The following is a 16,992-nucleotide window of genomic DNA, read 5'->3' on the forward strand; positions in this document are numbered from 1 at the left end:
GTTCTTCTCAGAGACGATCAAGACAAAACTTTTTTGGCCTGAGTTCGGACGTGGGTGGTGTAGAGAACCAAGCCAACCAGTGTCAAGCCACCGACCAGGTTACCCAGCACCGTCGGGATTTCGTTCCACATAATGTATTGATACAGCGTGAATTCTGCGCCCATCATGAGGCCAATCGGGAACAAGAACATGTTGACTACGGAGTGCTCGAAACCCAGATAGAAAAACACAATGATCGGCATCCACATGGCCATGATTTTGCCGGAAACCGTTGTGGAGATGGATGCCCCCACCACACCCATCGACACCATCCAGTTACAGAACATGCCCCTCAAGAAAAGCACAATCCAACCGGCAAGCCCTGCATCCTGGTAACCCACTGTGCGACTCTCACCGGCAGCCATCATCGTTAGCCCGACGTCGCTGATTTCCTGGGTGCCGCCCATGGTGAAGTTCATGTAGCCGAACGTTGCAATAAACAGGGCGCCGCCAAGATTGCCTAGCCCCACCAGGCCCCAGCACTTCAACATTCGGGGCAGAGTGACACCCGGTCGTTTGTCGAGCCAAGCAATCGGTACCAGCATAAAGACCCCGGTGAGCAGGTCATAACCCATCAGATAGAGCATGACAAAGCCAACGGGGAAGAGTAACGACCCGATAAGGAATGAGCCTGTTTGGGTGGCAATGGTGATGGCAAAAATAACCGCCAACGCCAGGGTGGCCCCTGCCATGAAGGCACGAATAAGCGTATCCCGGGTGCCCATATAAACTTTTGATTCACCCTGGTCTACCAGCTTAGTGACGAATTCACTGGGCATTAGATATGACATATCTAGGTTTTCCTGTGTCATTTCGGTTAGTTAACGCCGCGCTCAATAGTCCAGTGCTAATCCTTTGGCTAAGTCTGGATATCGCAAGCACTTTGCTCGTGTGCAGACTGGTGCATTTGGTATGCCAATCTAGTGAAAAGTTAATTTTTTTAAAAAATAAGGCTTTTAAAATTAGTGGTTTATATATTTAAACGGTAAACCATCCGGATGACTTTTTGGGTCTGATAATAAAGGCGCATGCGATGGCATAATAAAAATTGCACCAATGAGTGGCATCTATTAGTTAAGCACGCCCCGATTTAGCGCATTAAGAGTGGGGCCAGGGTGTATGAGGCCTCGCTAACGTATCCACCCTGCCTGCTTTTCGATATAAGCGAGGGCATCGCACTTGTTTGGCGCAATGCGGCTTGCCGGTCGTGCGTTGATGGGCGGCAGGAATGCGTTGACAACGTGGCGTGAGAAAATTGACGGATCGAGGGGTTGGTGCTAGCTTACGTGCATAATTGTATGTTATGGCGCAATATTATCCGTCATGATACCGAGCGATCTCGTCGCAGTGGTTAACGCCACCTGCGACGTCATCGGTTAACCCTAGCGTCATGGAAGACGGCCTGTGGTTAGTTTAGGCATCACTTCCTAGCGCCCTGAGAATATGGGGCTCCACTATGACATCGAGACTCTTTGATATACCCAACTCACCATCAAGTAAGTGCCGTTCGCTAGGACTCAAGGTCGCTTTGTCCGCGCTTTTGATAACGGCGTCGGGTAGTGCCCTAGCGCAATGGGAAGGTAGCGTTGGCGCCGGGGTTTTTAGCGTGCCTGAGTACCTGGGTAGCGATGAAAACGAAACGCGCGTCTGGCCCAATGCCAGCATCACCTATGGCGATTCGTTCTATGCCGGGGTACGTGAGGGCATTGGTTGGAACCTGTTTCGCCAAGGGGGCTGGCAGATTTCCCCGTTTTTCAGTTATCTGCCTGGTCGTGATAACGACGGCGAACTAAGTGGGCTAGACGAAGTTGATGACGCTGCGGCCCTAGGGCTACGAGCCCGCTATTCAAGCGGCCCCTGGATGCTGGAAGCGGCTACCAAAACCCCGTTGGGCGGTGATATAGACGGCTACGAAGCGGATCTAAAAGCCAACTGGAGCGCCATGTTAACGGATCAGATGGCCTTTTCCATTGGCCCTGAAGTGACCTACAGCAGCGATAACTGGACCGACGATCTGTTTGGTATATCGCCGGCGGAAAGCGCCCGTTCGGGGCTTGCCGTTTACCGTCCTAAAGATGGCTATTTCCGCCTGGGGCTGACAAGCCGCTTGAGCTACTACTTAAGCCGTGACTGGTCGGTAACGGGGCTAATGGGCGTTACCCGGTTAACTGGTGACGCCGCCGATAGCCCGATTGTCGACGACGTGGGTGATGAGACGCAGCTGATGGGCGGCGCGCTGATCAACTATCACTTTTAGTGGAGTCGACTAGCCACGCGCCGCCACCAGCGGTGAAGCCTTTTACCCGGGCTTGCGTTTTGCAATAACGACGTGCTGCCATGGCGCTCCAAAAAGCGTTTAAGTGGCGCGACTTGCTGGTGATTGTTCAGCATCGGCGCGTGGCCGCAGTCAGCCGCCTCCAGCGTTTCCAGGTGAGGCTGATCCTGGCGCATACGCGTGACGCTGTCGGCCCGCAGTAGCGCCGAATGCTCACCCCGAATGACCATTAACGGGCAGCGTATGCGCTGCCAATCGCTCCAGGTATCGCGTGGCGTATCGTGTACAAACTGCTCGCCAATCCGTGGGTCATAATGAAAAGTCCAACTGCCGTCGGGCATTCGTCTGGCGCTGCTAAGTGCCATTCGCTGCCATTCTTTGTCCGTCAGTCTGCCAAAGCCCTGGTAGTTTTGCTCAAGGGATTGTGTTAACTCGCTAAGCGTTAAGAAGCGTTTGAACACGCTGAAATACGTGGCCATTTCGGCTAGCGCTTGGCTATCCAATTCGGGGCCCACGTCATTGAGAACTAAGCAACCAATTCGCTGGGCGGTGGCGTCATCGGCCGCCAGCAGCATGCCGAGTAAGCCACCCATTGATGTGCCGACCCAGTTAGCACGCTCAATATGGAAGTGGTCGAGTACCGCTAACGCGATCGTCACATAGTGGCTATATAAGTAATCATTCGCAGGATAAAGCGACCAGCTTGAAAGTCCGCGTCCAGGGGTGTCAGGAGCGATTACCCGCCATTGTGAGCCTAACTGGTGCGCGAGGGACTCAAAATCGCCGCCATGGCGTGACAAGCCATGCCAGGCGATCACAGTGTTGGGGGCATCGGAGTGCCAAATGCGAACGGCGATCTCAAGTTCGCGAACGCTGATAAATTCGATGCTATCCATGGCAGGCCTCGGTGTTTGATTTGTTGCTGTGCAACATGGTGACGTACAGCATAGTTGAGTCAATCAGGTTTGCACGGTGCACCTAGGGTGCAAAGAAACATGAAAGTAGGCCAAAATTCTAATTAGGGACTGGTATCAAGAAAAAAACATGCGACAATGTATGTAAGCAATCGGACCGATATTACTGAGGAATAACGCTATGCTGCGACTCCCTGCCACGTGGTCTTTTAAGACCTCTCGACCTCTTGCGGCGCAGCGTGTGCTGCTCCCCGCGTTATTGCTATCGGTGTGGGCGGTGCCCGCGTGGTCGGCAGACCTGCTCACCATCACCCGCGATGCGTTGGAAAATAACGCCGAGCTGGGTTCGGCGCGCGCTCAGTCATTAAGCGTCGAGGCGGGGCGCGATGTCGCCCGTGGCGACTTGCTGCCCCAGGTGAATGCATCGGGTAATGTGGCGCACAACCGCGAGTATGAAAGTCAAACCAGTACTGCCGGAACGCAAGCAGGCCAGGCGAGTGGCGGAACAGGTAACACCGGCGCAAATGACGATCCGTTTAATAGCGTTAGCTTAACGCTGGAAGCCACTCAAGCTCTTTTTGACGCCGTTAATAGCCGCGAAGTCGAACAAGCCGAGCGACAAATCGACCAGCAAGTCTATTTGCTGGCCTCCACCGAGCAGCAAGTGCTGATCGATGTCGCATCGGCCTATTTTGACATTTTGCGTACCAACGACATTCTCGACGCACGCTTGGCCCAAGAGCGAGCCATTGGCCGCCAGTTGGAGCAGGCCGAGGAACAGTTTGAGGTCGGCCTGATTGCGATTACCGAAGTGGAAGAAGCACAGGCAACTTTCGATCAGTCCCGCGCTGAACGGATTGCCGCGCAGAGCGATTTACAAGTTAGCTTCGAGGCGCTTGAGCGCTTGACCGGCAAGCGTTATGCCAGCATAGAAGCGCTAAGTGACGACTACCCTATTGAGCTTCCAACCCCCCGCAACCGTGATTATTGGGTCGAGATGGCGGTGGAAAATAACCCGCTGGTACTTGCCGAGCAGGCAGGCGTTGAAATTTCTCGAAGCGGTGTGAACGTGGCCCAAGCGCAGCAGTTGCCTACTTTAGACGCCTTCGCCAGCTATCAGTATGCTGATAACGACATCGACGGTATTCAAGGGCATGATTCATCCAGCCAGGTCGGGCTGAGTGCTAACTGGCCGCTATACACCGGCGGCAGCACGCTGGCGGGCATTCGTCAAAGCACCTACCAGCTAGAGGCCAGCCAGTTCGACTTTGAAGCCCAACGCCGCGATACCGTTCAGCAGGTGCGCTCGCTGTATACCCAAGTCAGCAACGACGTATCCACTGTGGATGCCCGTCGGCAGGCCATTGTTTCCAACCAGAGTGCGTTGGACGCCACGCGCGCCGGTTACGAAGTCGGCACCCGCAACATTGTTGATGTGCTGAACGCCGAGCAGAATCTGTACAACGCGATTTCCGACTATGCCCAAGCTCGCTACGACTATGTCGTTAACCTGCTGGAGTTGCGTCAGCAGGCCGGTCGCTTGGATGTTGAGGCAGTAGAAGAGGTCAATGAATGGCTTCAGGGCGAAGAGATTACCTTCACGTTGCCCGAAGATTACGATGATTCAAGCAGTGTCATGAATATTGGTGAGCGCCCAGAACTCGATCAATAAAGACGGTTGGCAGCGGCGGTAAGCGCTGCTCAATATTTACATTCATACATGCATGGTTGTATGCTTTGTCGATTTATTGGCGCCTCAAGGGAAAAGTAATGAAAAAGACGTTTTATGGCGTTCGCAGCGCGCTCATGGTAGCAGGCGCAAGCGTGCTGCTTGCTGCCTGTGGCCAAGAAGAACAAGCCGAACAAGCGGGTGCCCAGCAACAGCAAGAACCGCCACCGCGACCGGCACCGGTAACCGAGGCGGCCCGGCAAGACCTTCCGTTGGATAAGTCTTACTCCTCGTTGCTGCGCAGTGACAATGAAGTGACCCTGGTCGCCCGCGTGACCGGCTACTTGCAGGAACGTCATTTCGAGCCCGGTGAATTTGTCGAAGAAGATCAGCTTCTTTATTCCATCGAGCCGGACGTTTACCGCGCGACCGTTAATCAACGCGAAGCTGATTTGCAAAGCGCCCGGGCGGAGTTTTCCCGCGCCCAACGTGATGCACAGCGTTTTGAACGTTTGCTGAACCAAAACTCGGTCAGCCGCCAAGACTACGACCAGGCACGCGCTGATCTGGGCGTGGCCCAGGCCAACGTCGCTCAGGCAGAAGCCGCTTTAGAAAGTGCGCAGATCGACCTGGACTATGCTGAAGTGACCGCCCCGGTGGCTGGCATGATCAGCTTAAGTGAAATTAACGTGGGTAACTTGGTGCAATCCGGTACTGAGTTAGCGACTGTCACGCCCCTGGATCCCCTGGAAGTACGTTTCCAAATGCCGCAAAACGACGCCTTTGCCCTGCGTCGTCAGCTGCGTGAAGGGGAATCGATCGAAGACATTCGCGCAAGCCTGGCACTGCCGGGGCGCGATGGGGAGGATGACCAATCCCTTCAAGGGCGTCTGGACTTTCTGGGCTCGCGGGTTAGCGATACCACCAGTACCGTGCAAGCCAGCGCTACCTTTGATAACCCTGACGGTGAAATTCTGCCGGGACAGTTTGCCCGTGTCAGCATCGAAGGTTTGAAGCGCTACGGTGTTTTTGCAGTGCCTGAAATTGCCGTCACCCAAGGTTTGATGGGGCCCCAGGTGTTTGTTTTGGACGATGACAACCGCGCTCGCTCGCAAACGGTCAGCTTAGGCGAGGTAGCGGGTTCCTGGCAGATTTTACGCGATGGCCTTGAAGAGGGTGACCGCGTGGTGGTGGGCGACCCGACCGGCATTGAACCTGGCACGGCCATTGAACCACAGCCGTTTGACGGCAATGCCGACCAAGTGGTCGAACGCGATGAACAAGAGCAGGCAGCGCAAGACGAGCAGGCTCAAGGCGCCGGTGCCGAAGGGGATCAGTCAAGCGATGAGGAAGGGGACTCCTCGCAATGAATTTCTCTAATTTCTTCATCAGCCGCCCCATTTTTGCGACGGTTCTGGCGATTATCCTGACCATTATCGGCGTCGTCAGCATGCGAGTGCTGCCGATTGAGCAGTACCCGAATGTCGTCCCGCCGACGGTTTCGGTTCAGGCGCAGTTCCCCGGGGCCGACGCTGAAACCGTTGCGCAAACGGTGGCGGCCCCGCTGGCGGAAGCGATCAACGGCGTTGAGGACATGATCTACATGACCTCAAACAGCAGCGATAACGGCACCATGTCGCTGAATGTCTCGTTTGATATTGGCACCGAAGGCGATATCAGTACGATCAACGTCAACAACCGTGTCCAGGGGGCGCTCTCGCAGCTGCCCGAAGCTGTTCAGGCCCAAGGTGTAACCGTTGAGCTAAGTTCCAGTTCGATTTTGATGTTTGTAGCGCTGTTCTCGCCGGAAGGTGACTACAACAAAATCTTTATGCAGAACTACGCCACGCTCAATATCATCGACGAGCTTCGCCAGGTTCCAGGGGTCGGCGAAGCCGAGGTGCTGGGGGGCGGTGAGTTCGCCATGCGTATCTGGATGGATCCGGAAAAGCTGGCGCAATACGACCTAACGCCCACTGAGCTTGCCAGTGCTATCCGCGCGCAAAATACCGAGGTGCCCGCGGGTAGCTTGGCCGCTATGCCGCAAAGCGAGCCGCGCGCCTATACCTACACCATCACGGCGGGCGGTCGGCTTAACAACGTTGACGATTTTCGTAATATCGCGCTGCGCACCAATCCGGACGGCTCAACATTGCGTCTGGATGATGTCGCCCGTATTGAGCTGGGCGCCTCGTCTTACGGGGTGGATGCTCGCCTGAACGGCGATGCCATGTCGCCCATCATCATCAATCAGCAGCCAGGGGCTAACGCGCTGGAAACCGCTCGGGCGGTGAATAACACGATGGAGGAGCTGAGCGAACGCTTCCCGCCAGGCCTTGAGTACGTCGTGCCCTACGATACCACGCTGTTTATTGATGCTTCGGTCAAAACCGTTGTAAAAGTCTTTATTGAAGCGTTCTTAATCGTCGGCGTCATTTTGTTTATCTTCCTGCAAAATTGGCGCTTCACAGTGATTGCCATGTCGGTGGTGCCAGTGTCTGTATTGGCCACCTTTGCTGGCTTTTACATGTTCGGTTTTTCGATCAACCTGTTGACGCTTTTCGCGTTAGTGTTATCCATCGGGATAGTGGTGGATGACGCGATACTGGTGGTCGAAAACGTTGAACGGGTGCTCAGCGAAGAAGACGACATCAGCGTCAAAGATGCCACCATCCGCGCCATGAAGGAAGTCGGCGGGCCAGTAATCGCAACCTCGCTGATCATGGCGGCGGTGTTTATTCCCGTGGCATTTTTGGGCGGCTTTACGGGGCAAATTTATCAGCAGTTTGCCCTGACGGTGGCGATCTCGGTGGCGTTCTCGGCGCTGATGGCATTGACCTTCACGCCGGCGTTATCGGCGATTTTCATCAAGCACAAAGCCAAACACAGCGAGTCGAAATTGATGCGCGCGGTGAATACGCCGCTGCGTCTATTTGATCGGCTTTTTGCAGCCATCACCGCGGCGTTTATGGTGGTGGTGAAGTTCCTGGTGCGTTTCTGGGTGGTGGCATTGGTATTGACCGGTGTGGTGATCGGCGGCTCGTGGTGGCTTTATCAAAACACGCCCTCCAGCCTGGTGCCTGAAACCGACCAGGGGGTTGTGCTCGCGAGTATACAGCTCCCCAACGCAGCGTCTTTGGAGCGCACGCAGGATTACATGGCGACGCTAAGCGAGCGCGTTGAAGCCATTCCAGGGGTAAATTACTCATCGGCGGTGGCGGGCTACGACATTCTTACCAGCTCGGTTAATACCGCTCGTGGGGTGATGTTTATCAACTTGGCCCCTTGGGGCGACCGTGATATCACCGCCAATGAGCTTGTCGGCCGGATCATGCAGATCGGTGCTGAAGTACCCGGTGGCTCGGCGATGGCGTTTAACGCGCCACCGATTCAAGGGTTATCGACCACTGGGGGTTTCACCGGCTACTTGCAGTCCTTTGGCGGCGCAAGTTCCCAAGAACTGTTTGATGCGTCGATGCAGGTCATGCAAAAGGCCAACGCACATCCGGCACTTGAGCGGGTTTTTACGACCTTTAGCGTCAACGTACCGGGCTACCGGGCCGATATCGACCAGCAAAAAGCGCTGAGTTACGGCGTGTCACTGGAGGATTTGCATTCGACACTTTCCAATACCTTTGGCACTGGATTTGTTAACTACTTCAGTTATCAAAACCGTAACTTTCAGGTTTACCTGCAAAACGAAGACGAATATCGTCGTACACCGGATGATGTGAGCCATGTGTACGTGCGCGGGGGCGATGGCCAACGCATTCCGCTGTCCGAGTTTGTCACCTTGGAGCGTGAAGCCAAACCCGCCGTGGTATCGCGCTTTGGTGTGTATCTTGGGGCGCAGTTCCAAGGCCAACCAGCGGAAGGCTACAGCTCAGCCCAGGCTATCGAGGCGATGGAGAGCATTGTCCAAGAAAACTTAGGTCGCAATTGGGGCATGGGGTGGACTGGTACCGCCTACCAAGAAGCCGAAATGGGCAGTACCGCAGCGCTGGCGATTGTCTTCGGTATTCTGATGGTATTCCTAATTCTGGCGGCTCAGTATGAAAGCTGGTCGTTGCCGCTGGCCGTGCTGACCTCAACGCCGTTTGCCTTCTTAGGGGGCGTTGGCGGTATCGTGCTGCGCGGGTTGGATACCAGCATTTATGTTGAGATCGGTCTGTTGGTGGTGGTCGGCCTGGCGGCCAAAAATGCCATCCTGATAGTGGAGTTTGCCGAATTGCAGCGTAAAGAGCAGGGCAAGACGATCCGAGAAGCCGCGATAACGGCGGCAGAGCTGCGTTTCCGCCCAATCGTTATGACCTCGCTGGCGTTTATTTTCGGTACGCTGCCATTGGCGTTGGCAACCGGTGCAAGTGATGTCAGCAGCCACCACATTGGTACCACTGTGGCAGTCGGTATGGCCACGGTGGCCATTCTGGGTAGTCTGTTTGTGCCTAGCTACTATGTCATGATTGCCCAGACATCTGACTGGTTAGGGCGTAAGTTCCGAGGCAAATCGCAGAACAGCGATCAACCTGCCTAGGCGCAGCGCTATCAATCAATAAGCGCATCGATAAAGCGCAATAAACTTGACGGGCATCATCGTGAGCGATGATGCCCGTTTTTTATGCTGCGCTGCTACATGTTATTGCTATTGTCGAACGCTACGCTGATAAGACAAAACGCAACTAATTGAATATAAGCGTAGGAGGGGCACGCCATGGATACCGTACGCCAGCTACTGGTGAGTTTTCCGTTTATCCTGTTCAGCATATTGCTGCCGCTAGTCGGGCTTTATTGGCTATTGGTTCTGCTACGGTTAGCGCCTGTTGAACTGTTCGAAAAAGACAGCCTGCGCGATGATCATTTGGCCAGCGCCCTCGTCGCCCAAGGCTTTGCGGGAGTGCCGACGACCGTCGCCCTGAGTTGGTTGATTGTGCTGGCGGCGAGCATGACCCTGGCGGTGGAATTGCTGGTGCTGCGCTGGCTATCGCTGGGGCTATTTATCATACCGATTGGAGTGGTGCTGTTGTGGGCAAGCTTTGCGTTGGCATCGCCCATCGCCGAAAGCCTGTGCCGGCAGATGGGGCCGTGGTTCCATCGTCATCAGGCACGCCGCAGCCTGTTGGGCAAGTGCGTTAAAGTCACCCAGGCGGCCAGCGCAGGGCAGGCAGGGGTTGCCGTTCTTACCGATGACCCATCCTGCGAGGTGCGGTTACTGGGTAAGCATGGCCGGTTGCTCAACGCAGGCGAGCATCGCGTATTGGTAAAATACCTGCCTAAAGAGGATGCGTTCCGCAGTGTCTCGCAAGACACCTATCTTGAGACCCGTACGCGGCTGCGTCAGCTAAGAGGCAAATCTAGATCCAAGTCCAAGTCGGCTGGGACGCTAGCGCCTCATTAGCAATCAGTGTTTGCGGGTGGGGTCGCCTTGGCGATGCATCATGCCAATCAGCTGATTAACCAGCGGTACACCGCGGTTGTAGATTGAGAAGCGCCCGGGGTCTCTGATCCATTCGTGAAACAGGCCGGATAACATGGCTTGTAAAAGATCGGTGGCGACCTCGGGCGACAGGTTGTCGGCGAGCATATGCTGCTGTTTCGAAATGAGCAGATGCTGATAAAGCGAGTCGCGGCATTCGTCGGTGATTTCCTGCTGCATAGCGATAGGATCGATGTCGCTAAAAAATTCGCAGCGATGGATCAAGATGGCGTGTACCCGACGCGAGCGGGGGTGCTGTTCAAATCGCTGTAAGCCCTGCAGGCAGGCAAGCCGAATAGCTTCCAACGAGGAAACGTCGTGCTCCAGGGCCTCAATTTCGTCCACCAGCTCCTGAAACGGCATGCGAACGCGCTCCAGCATGGCGCGGAAAATATCGCCCTTGTTTTTAAAATGCCAGTACACCGCACCTCGAGTCATACCGGCGTGACGGGCGATTTGCTCCAGCGAGGTGCGGGCGACGCCGTGTTCCATAAACATATCTTCCGCAGCATCGAGCAGTGCCTCGCGCGTGGCCGCTGCTTCAGCCTTTGTTTTTCTTGCCATGGAAACACAACCTCGGTGACGTTATCTGTGCACACATTTTATCTGATTCTGCAATTATTTTACATTCAATTGTGTATGGAAACGTCCTAGTCACCGCTAAGGTGCGTTGGGGGCTGCTATTTTGGTGCAGCGCGGGTATAAAGGCGTATTAGAAACGCTGTTTTTAAATGTCGTGACAGTGCAAGTTAACTAAGCGACCCGCAAAGCGAGAACAATCAAGATGGCTCGAGCCTCCTTTCAACTAGCCGGGCATACCATTGCACCGGGCAAGCGCTTACAAATCGATGTGCCGGTCGCACGTCTCTACACGCATACGCCGCTGCATATTCCTGTCGAGGTGGTTCACGGGCGACGAAATGGCCCGGTGATGTTGGTGTGCGGTGGTATCCATGGCGATGAAATTAACGGTGTGGAAATCGTTCGTCGCGTGCTCCGCGCCAAAACGATCAATAGCCTGAGAGGCACATTGATTGCCGTGCCGGTGGTTAATGTGTTCGCGTTTTTGCAGCAGACCCGCTATTTGCCCGACCGGCGTGACCTCAACCGTTGTTTCCCTGGTAGCGAATCGGGGTCACTGGGTGGACGTATCGCGGCGCTGTTTCGTGACGAAATCGTCGACCACGCCACGCACATTATCGACCTACATACCGGGGCGATTCACCGGACAAACTTGCCGCAAATTCGCGCCCAACTGAGCCCGGGCAGTGAAACCGAACGCATGGCCGACGCCTTTGGCGCACCGGTAGTGCTCAACGCCGAACTGCGCGAGGGAAGCTTGCGCCACTATGCCCAGACCCGCGGCATTCCCGTACTGACCTACGAGGCCGGTGAAGCCCTACGCTTTGATGAATGGGCCATCGCCCCAGGGGTTCGAGGTGTTCTGCGGGTAATGCGTCGTTTGGGCATGCTGACCGGTGAACAGCGACGCCGTGCGCCGGCCCCGGCGGAAGTGGCCAATGGCTCTAGCTGGGCGCGCGCGCCCATCGACGGCATTTTGCGGCCCAAAGTCCGCCTGGGTGCCCGAGTGGCGAAAGGCGAAGTATTGGGCAAGGTCGCTGACCCGTTCGGCAACGACGAGGGCGACGTGCTCGCCATGGCCGACGGCATCGTCATCGGCATGAGCCGCTTGCCGCTGGCTAACGAAGGCGAAGCGCTGTTTCATATTGCCCGCTTTGATGCCATCGAAGAGGCCGAAACCGCGATTGAAAGCTTCAATTCGAGCCTGGGGCCGCCCCCGGATTCGCTGTATTGACGGTGGAGGATAACCAGAAACTATCGGTGTGATAGCCACTGGGCAACGGCCACGGATGGCGGGAACCCCGTTCTTTAACTATAACTGATGACTGACTAACGCAGCCAACACCAGTGGCCGACGATTAGCAGCGATGACGGTGACTGGATGGTGACCGCGCCACCTCGAATGTAAGGGAGAACTAACGATGGCAGGCGACAAGCCCAATAACACGACCAACGAAGCAGGCAATCCGGTATCCAGCGACGAGTACTCGCTCTCGGTAGGCCAGGACGGCCCGATTGTTATGCACGACCATTATCTGATGGAGCAGATGGCGGCGTTCAACCGCGAAATGATTCCCGACCGCCAGCCCCACGCCAAAGGCAGCGGGGCGTTCGGGCATTTCGAGGTAACCCACGACGTCAGCCAATACACCAAGGCCAACTTCCTCCAGAAAGGCGCCAAAACCGACGTGGTGATTCGCTTTTCTACCGTGGCCGGGGAAAGCGGCAGCCCCGACACCTGGCGTGACCCCCGCGGCTTTTCGGTGAAGTTCTACACCGAAGAGGGCAACTTCGACATGGTGGGTAACAATACCCCCGTGTTCTTCGTTCGCGACCCGATGAAGTTTCAGCACTTCATTCATTCGCAAAAGCGCCGTGCCGACAACGGCCTGCGCGACCACGACATGCAGTGGGATTTCTGGACGCTGGCGCCCGAATCCGCCCATCAGGTGACCTGGCTGATGGGCGACCGGGGCATTCCGGCAACCTGGCGGCACATGAACGGCTACTCGAGCCACGCCTACATGTGGGTCAACGCCGAGGGCGAGCGCTTCTGGGTGAAGTATCACTTCAAGACCGACCAGGGTATCAAGTGCATGACCCAGGAGCAGGCGGATGAAATGGCCGGCACCGATGCCGACTATCACCGCCGCGATCTGTTCGAGGCCATTAAGCGCGGGGATTACCCCACCTGGACGCTGAAGATGCAGATCATGCCGTTTGACGACGCCAAGACCTACCGCATAAACCCCTTCGATCTGACCAAGGTGTGGCCCCACGAGGACTACCCGACGATCGAGGTCGGCAAGCTAACGCTTAATGAGAACCCGACGGATTTCCACAGCCAGATCGAGCAAGCCGCGTTCGAGCCTAACAACATGGTGCCGGGCACCGGCCTCTCGCCGGACAAGATGCTGCTGGCGCGTTCGATTTCCTACGCCGATGCGCACCGTGCCCGGCTGGGGGTGAACTACAAGCACATTCCGGTTAACACACCTAAGAGCCCGGTACATAGCTATGCCCAGGGCGGCGCCATGCGCATCAGGCATTCCACGGACCCGGTTTATACGCCGAACAGCAAAGGCGGGCCGGTCGCCAATTCGGAGCGCTACCCGGAAGATGCCGTCTGGTCCACCGACGGGCAGTTCGTGCGGGCGGCCTATACGCTGCGCCCGGATGACGACGACTGGAGCCAGCCCGGTGCGTTGGTGCGTGACGTGATGGACGACGCCCAGCGGGAACGGCTGGTGTCCAACGTAGTGGGACATCTTTCCGGCGGGGTCACCGAGCCGGTGCTGGAGCGGGCCTTCGAGTACTGGCGCAACGTCGACCCGGATATTGGCAAGCGTATCGAACAAGGCGTGCGCAGCCAGTAAGTCATCACTCCGGCTGCAGCCCGGTTGCAGCGTAAGAACAGTTCGTCACCGTTAAGCGGTGGCGGGCTGTTTTGCGTCTGAGGTAGGTGCTTCTGACTGCTTCTGGGAGGCATCGCCAGTTGGCTCGCGCACCAGGCTCAGCGCCTCGTCGAACAGGCGTAGCCCTGCGCCGTCTTTATGGGCGTGTTCCGACAGGTGCCGACGGAAACGCCGCCCGCCAGGGCACCCCTGAAACAGCCCCAGCAGATGGCGCGTAATGTGGTTGAGCTTGGCGCCTTCGTCCAGGCGTTTCTGTATATAGGGGCAAAACGCGCGAGCGGCGTCCATACGGCTGGCGGCGGGCCCCGGCGTGCCGAACAGCTGCTCGTCCACGCCCGCCAGCAGCCAGGGGTTCTGATAGGCTTCGCGGCCCACCATCACGCTATCTACGTGCTTGAGCTGCGCCTGGCATTCGGCCAAGGTCTTGATGCCGCCGTTAATGCCGATGTGCAGCGCCGGGTGCTGCTGCTTCAGGCGATGAACGCGGGGGTAGTTGAGCGGCGGCACATCGCGGTTTTCCTTGGGCGACAGGCCCTGCAGCCATGCTTTACGTGCGTGCACGGTGAAGGTGTCGCAGCCCGCATCAGCCACGGTTTCAATAAACCGCGCCAAGTCGGCGTCTTCATCCTGATCATCGACGCCGATGCGGCATTTAACGGTCACCGGGATTGACACCGCCGCCTGCATGGCCTTGACCGCCGCGGCGACTTTCTCCGGGTAGCCCATCAAGCAGGCGCCGATCATGTTGTTCTGCACCCGATCACTCGGGCAGCCAACGTTCAGATTGACTTCATCAAAGCCCCACGCCTCAGCAATTGCCGCGCACTCGGCAAGCTCAACAGCATCGCTGCCGCCCAACTGCAGGGCGATCGGGTGCTCAACGTCATCAAAGCCCAGAAAGCGCTCACGTGGTGAGCCATGCAGAATAGCGCCGGTCGTCACCATCTCGGTATACAGCAGCGCACGCGTACTCAAGGTACGCGCGAAGGCTCTGTAGTCCCGTGTGGTCCAGTCCATCATAGGCGCGACAGAGAAAGTCCTATCCAGCTCAGGGCGGACGGTGCCAGACTTCATGCGGGTTTGCGGTGTTGTGGTATCATTCATAACTGTTCATATTTACAGTAGTTAAGCGGCGTTTTACTTGGTTCGCTGGTACATATTTGGTACGTGACCCGCTTTGGATTTGGTACATCTGATAGGCCAGTATGACAACGATTCGCAAGCGCCGTAAAAAGAACGGCAGTTTCTCATATCTCGTGCAGATTCGCATCGCACGGCGTGATCAACCTGACTACTCCGAGTCAAAAACATTCCCCAGAAAAGCGATGGCTGAGGAGTGGGCGAAATGCCGTGAACTGGAATTGGCGAAACCAGGTGGCGTGCTGACTGCAAAATGGAAAGGCGTGACCCTACACGATGCCATTGAACGGTACCTACACGAATTTGCCGAGGGTGCAGGTCGTAGCAAGCGGGCTACGATCGAGCAATTGCTGCGCTTTCCGATTGCACGCGTCAAAATCAATGAGCTCAGCAGCGAACAGATCATCGATCACGCGCAGACGCGTAAGCGTAGCGGCATTATGGCCTCCACCATATCGCAGGACATTACCTGGCTAGGCATCATCTTGAAAACAGCGGTGGCTGCTTGGCGAATGCCAGTGGATTTAAACGAGTTCGAGTCAGCCAAGCTGCTAATGCGCAGCAAAGGGCTCATCCGTCGCCCAGGATCTCGGGATCGACGCCCCACAAGTGAGGAAATCGAAAAGCTGCGGGCTTACTTTGTGCGCTCTCAGAAGATCCGGCCGAGCGCGATTATTCCCATGGAAGACATCATGGACTTTGCGATCGCATCCTCACGCCGGCAGGCAGAGATTACCAGGCTTACCTGGGATGACCTGGATACCGAAGCGATGACCATCATCCATCGGCAGCCGCGTATACAGGGTGAGCCGCGGATTATTCCTTACGGCGCTAAATCGATCGGCACTCGGTGGCGAGCCGCTACGGCCGCCAAACGTATTGACGATCTCCGCTTCCACGACCTTCGCCACGAAGCCACGTCGCGGTTATTTGAGGCAGGTTATGAGATCGTGGCGGTGCAGCAGTTCACGCTGCACGAGAGTTGGGATGTGCTGAAGCGGTACACGCATTTAAGGCCTGAAAAACTGCAGTTACGGTAGTCGTATACCGTTATTTTTGCTGCCGAAAAGTTATATTTCATGGCAGCAAGCCAGTTTAGACTGTCATATTGGATGTTGATGTGTTGCACACAGCATCATCCAATTATGCTTATTTTTCATCAGAAGGCATTTTTTCCGTGGAAGGCTTTTTTTCAAAGTAAGATCTAATATTGTTATATCCTTCCTCAGCGAAACTTCTGGCAGCTTGCTTGCCTAGCGATTCTGATAAGTCATCTGAAGCTTCATTTATTTTTTCTAGTAAATAATTTTCAGCCTGATCAAGAAATACTTGGCTTGCATTTGATACTTGAAAGTGATTGTAAACGTTGCCGGTATAATCAAATATTCCACTCGCCTGTGATGCGGAAACATACCCCATGTAATAAGATTTCTTTATCTCTGGGGAGGCTTCGTCTCCAACTAAAGACTCTACCTTAATGGATTTTCTATTTTTTTGAGAAAGTGCTGCAGCAAATAGAATCTCAGAACCAAAAAGGGATGATTTTTTTAAATAATTTAAAATAAATTCTTCGCTAATATCTTGCTTGGTGTCACTTTCCCATGAGGGCTTTCCGGTTTGCCCAATTTGCTTTATCAAGGAGTGAGACTCCTCAACCCTTTGATCGACGGTTCCGGTGATTTTCAACCCAGTTGTCCAAATGGCTGCGCTTAAGCAGCCTGTTTATTACGCTCGATTTCCTGCTCTTTTCCCGGGTTGAGCGACACCGAACCAGGAACCTCCCAGTTCCGAGTGCGGCCCGACCAGCGTTGAGGCTGTCGGCGCTTCGCCCTTTCATAAACCGCTTTCCGGTGCTCAAGACGTTCTCGGTCTATCCCACGGTGCCGATCCGCCGGCGTGACATACTGGATACCACTGTGAAGATGCTGCTCGTTGTAAGCCCGTTCGAACGTCAGCATCCATTCCCGTACCGCGCTCAGCGATGC

The 16,992-nt window shown here is 55.6% G+C and carries 13 protein-coding genes and 1 pseudogene; 8 read left to right on the forward strand and 6 right to left on the reverse strand.

Going from position 1 to position 16,992, the window contains the following annotated elements; genetic code table 11:
* Positions 1-17 precede the first annotated feature (17 nt).
* A complete protein-coding gene (locus BLR97_RS16135; protein WP_089707554.1) occupies positions 18-830 on the reverse strand; it encodes a formate/nitrite transporter family protein in 813 nt (270 codons plus the stop codon).
* Between the two features lie 665 nt (positions 831-1,495).
* On the opposite strand from BLR97_RS16135, the gene BLR97_RS16140 reads away from it, so the two are divergent.
* Entirely contained in the window at positions 1,496-2,296 is an 801-nt protein-coding gene (locus BLR97_RS16140) for a MipA/OmpV family protein (RefSeq protein ID WP_089707555.1), read from the forward strand.
* Here BLR97_RS16140 and BLR97_RS16145 read toward each other — a convergent pair.
* Positions 2,293-3,210 carry an alpha/beta fold hydrolase gene (locus BLR97_RS16145; RefSeq protein WP_089707556.1) on the reverse strand — a complete coding sequence of 306 codons (918 nt, stop codon included), beginning with the start codon at positions 3,208-3,210 and terminating at the stop codon, positions 2,293-2,295. The genes BLR97_RS16140 and BLR97_RS16145 overlap by 4 nt on opposite strands.
* Before the next feature lie 199 nt (positions 3,211-3,409).
* Here BLR97_RS16145 and BLR97_RS16150 point away from each other — a divergent pair, with 199 nt between their 5' ends.
* The 4 genes from BLR97_RS16150 to BLR97_RS16165 all read left to right on the forward strand — a co-directional run bounded on the left by BLR97_RS16150 (position 3,410) and on the right by BLR97_RS16165 (position 10,292).
* On the forward strand, positions 3,410-4,900 hold the full coding sequence (locus tag BLR97_RS16150; protein ID WP_089707557.1) for a TolC family outer membrane protein: 1,491 nt from the start codon (positions 3,410-3,412) through the stop codon (positions 4,898-4,900).
* A 98-nt stretch (positions 4,901-4,998) separates the two neighbouring features.
* Positions 4,999-6,267, forward strand: coding sequence for an efflux RND transporter periplasmic adaptor subunit (locus tag BLR97_RS16155; RefSeq protein ID WP_089707558.1), 1,269 nt, complete (start codon positions 4,999-5,001; stop codon positions 6,265-6,267).
* Positions 6,264-9,431 carry an efflux RND transporter permease subunit gene (locus BLR97_RS16160; RefSeq protein WP_089707559.1) on the forward strand — a complete coding sequence of 1,056 codons (3,168 nt, stop codon included), beginning with the start codon at positions 6,264-6,266 and terminating at the stop codon, positions 9,429-9,431. The genes BLR97_RS16155 and BLR97_RS16160 overlap by 4 nt, the downstream gene beginning before the upstream one ends.
* Before the next feature lie 177 nt (positions 9,432-9,608).
* On the forward strand, positions 9,609-10,292 hold the full coding sequence (locus BLR97_RS16165) for a hypothetical protein (protein WP_089707560.1): 684 nt from the start codon (positions 9,609-9,611) through the stop codon (positions 10,290-10,292).
* 3 nt (positions 10,293-10,295) lie between these two features.
* On the opposite strand, the gene BLR97_RS16170 is transcribed toward BLR97_RS16165, so the two are convergent.
* The gene (locus BLR97_RS16170) at positions 10,296-10,934 is read right to left on the reverse strand and encodes a TetR family transcriptional regulator (RefSeq protein WP_089707561.1); all 639 of its coding nucleotides are present in this window, start codon (positions 10,932-10,934) and stop codon (positions 10,296-10,298) included.
* 220 nt (positions 10,935-11,154) lie between these two features.
* Here BLR97_RS16170 and BLR97_RS16175 point away from each other — a divergent pair, with 220 nt between their 5' ends.
* Together BLR97_RS16175 and BLR97_RS16180 are read left to right on the forward strand one after the other, a co-directional pair.
* Positions 11,155-12,186, forward strand: coding sequence for a succinylglutamate desuccinylase/aspartoacylase family protein (locus BLR97_RS16175; protein WP_089707562.1), 1,032 nt, complete (start codon positions 11,155-11,157; stop codon positions 12,184-12,186).
* A gap of 187 nt (positions 12,187-12,373) precedes the next feature.
* Positions 12,374-13,828 carry a catalase gene (locus BLR97_RS16180; protein WP_089707563.1) on the forward strand — a complete coding sequence of 485 codons (1,455 nt, stop codon included), beginning with the start codon at positions 12,374-12,376 and terminating at the stop codon, positions 13,826-13,828.
* Positions 13,829-13,879: 51 nt separating this feature from the next.
* Here the strand turns inward: BLR97_RS16180 and dusA are convergent, their stop codons facing one another.
* The gene (gene dusA, locus BLR97_RS16185) at positions 13,880-14,971 is read right to left on the reverse strand and encodes a tRNA dihydrouridine(20/20a) synthase DusA (protein ID WP_244511337.1); all 1,092 of its coding nucleotides are present in this window, start codon (positions 14,969-14,971) and stop codon (positions 13,880-13,882) included.
* 101 nt (positions 14,972-15,072) lie between these two features.
* Between dusA and BLR97_RS16190 the strand changes: the two genes are divergently transcribed.
* The gene (locus tag BLR97_RS16190) at positions 15,073-16,047 is read left to right on the forward strand and encodes a tyrosine-type recombinase/integrase (RefSeq protein ID WP_089707564.1); all 975 of its coding nucleotides are present in this window, start codon (positions 15,073-15,075) and stop codon (positions 16,045-16,047) included.
* 109 nt (positions 16,048-16,156) lie between these two features.
* Here BLR97_RS16190 and BLR97_RS16195 read toward each other — a convergent pair whose 3' ends face one another.
* A complete protein-coding gene (locus BLR97_RS16195; RefSeq protein ID WP_089707565.1) occupies positions 16,157-16,645 on the reverse strand; it encodes a hypothetical protein in 489 nt (162 codons plus the stop codon).
* A 71-nt stretch (positions 16,646-16,716) separates the two neighbouring features.
* Positions 16,717-16,992: pseudogene (locus tag BLR97_RS19830) on the reverse strand (IS3 family transposase); the annotation flags it as partial.

This window comes from Vreelandella arcis (genome assembly GCF_900103865.1).
Classification (GTDB): domain Bacteria; phylum Pseudomonadota; class Gammaproteobacteria; order Pseudomonadales; family Halomonadaceae; genus Vreelandella; species Vreelandella arcis.

Bases quoted from the DNA above. Each gene is read 5' to 3' on its own strand.
- BLR97_RS16155 (WP_089707558.1), top strand. From the start codon at position 4,999: ATGAAAAAGACGTTTTATGGCGTTCGCAGCGCGCTCATGGTAGCAGGC.
- BLR97_RS16180 (WP_089707563.1), top strand. From the start codon at position 12,374: ATGGCAGGCGACAAGCCCAATAACACGACCAACGAAGCAGGCAATCCG.
- BLR97_RS16145 (WP_089707556.1), bottom strand. From the start codon at position 3,210: ATGGATAGCATCGAATTTATCAGCGTTCGCGAACTTGAGATCGCCGTT.
- BLR97_RS16170 (WP_089707561.1), bottom strand. From the start codon at position 10,934: ATGGCAAGAAAAACAAAGGCTGAAGCAGCGGCCACGCGCGAGGCACTG.
- BLR97_RS16135 (WP_089707554.1), bottom strand. From the start codon at position 830: ATGTCATATCTAATGCCCAGTGAATTCGTCACTAAGCTGGTAGACCAG.
- dusA (WP_244511337.1), bottom strand. From the start codon at position 14,971: ATGAATGATACCACAACACCGCAAACCCGCATGAAGTCTGGCACCGTC.
- BLR97_RS16140 (WP_089707555.1), top strand. From the start codon at position 1,496: ATGACATCGAGACTCTTTGATATACCCAACTCACCATCAAGTAAGTGC.
- BLR97_RS16160 (WP_089707559.1), top strand. From the start codon at position 6,264: ATGAATTTCTCTAATTTCTTCATCAGCCGCCCCATTTTTGCGACGGTT.
- BLR97_RS16165 (WP_089707560.1), top strand. From the start codon at position 9,609: ATGGATACCGTACGCCAGCTACTGGTGAGTTTTCCGTTTATCCTGTTC.
- BLR97_RS16190 (WP_089707564.1), top strand. From the start codon at position 15,073: ATGACAACGATTCGCAAGCGCCGTAAAAAGAACGGCAGTTTCTCATAT.
- BLR97_RS16150 (WP_089707557.1), top strand. From the start codon at position 3,410: ATGCTGCGACTCCCTGCCACGTGGTCTTTTAAGACCTCTCGACCTCTT.
- BLR97_RS16175 (WP_089707562.1), top strand. From the start codon at position 11,155: ATGGCTCGAGCCTCCTTTCAACTAGCCGGGCATACCATTGCACCGGGC.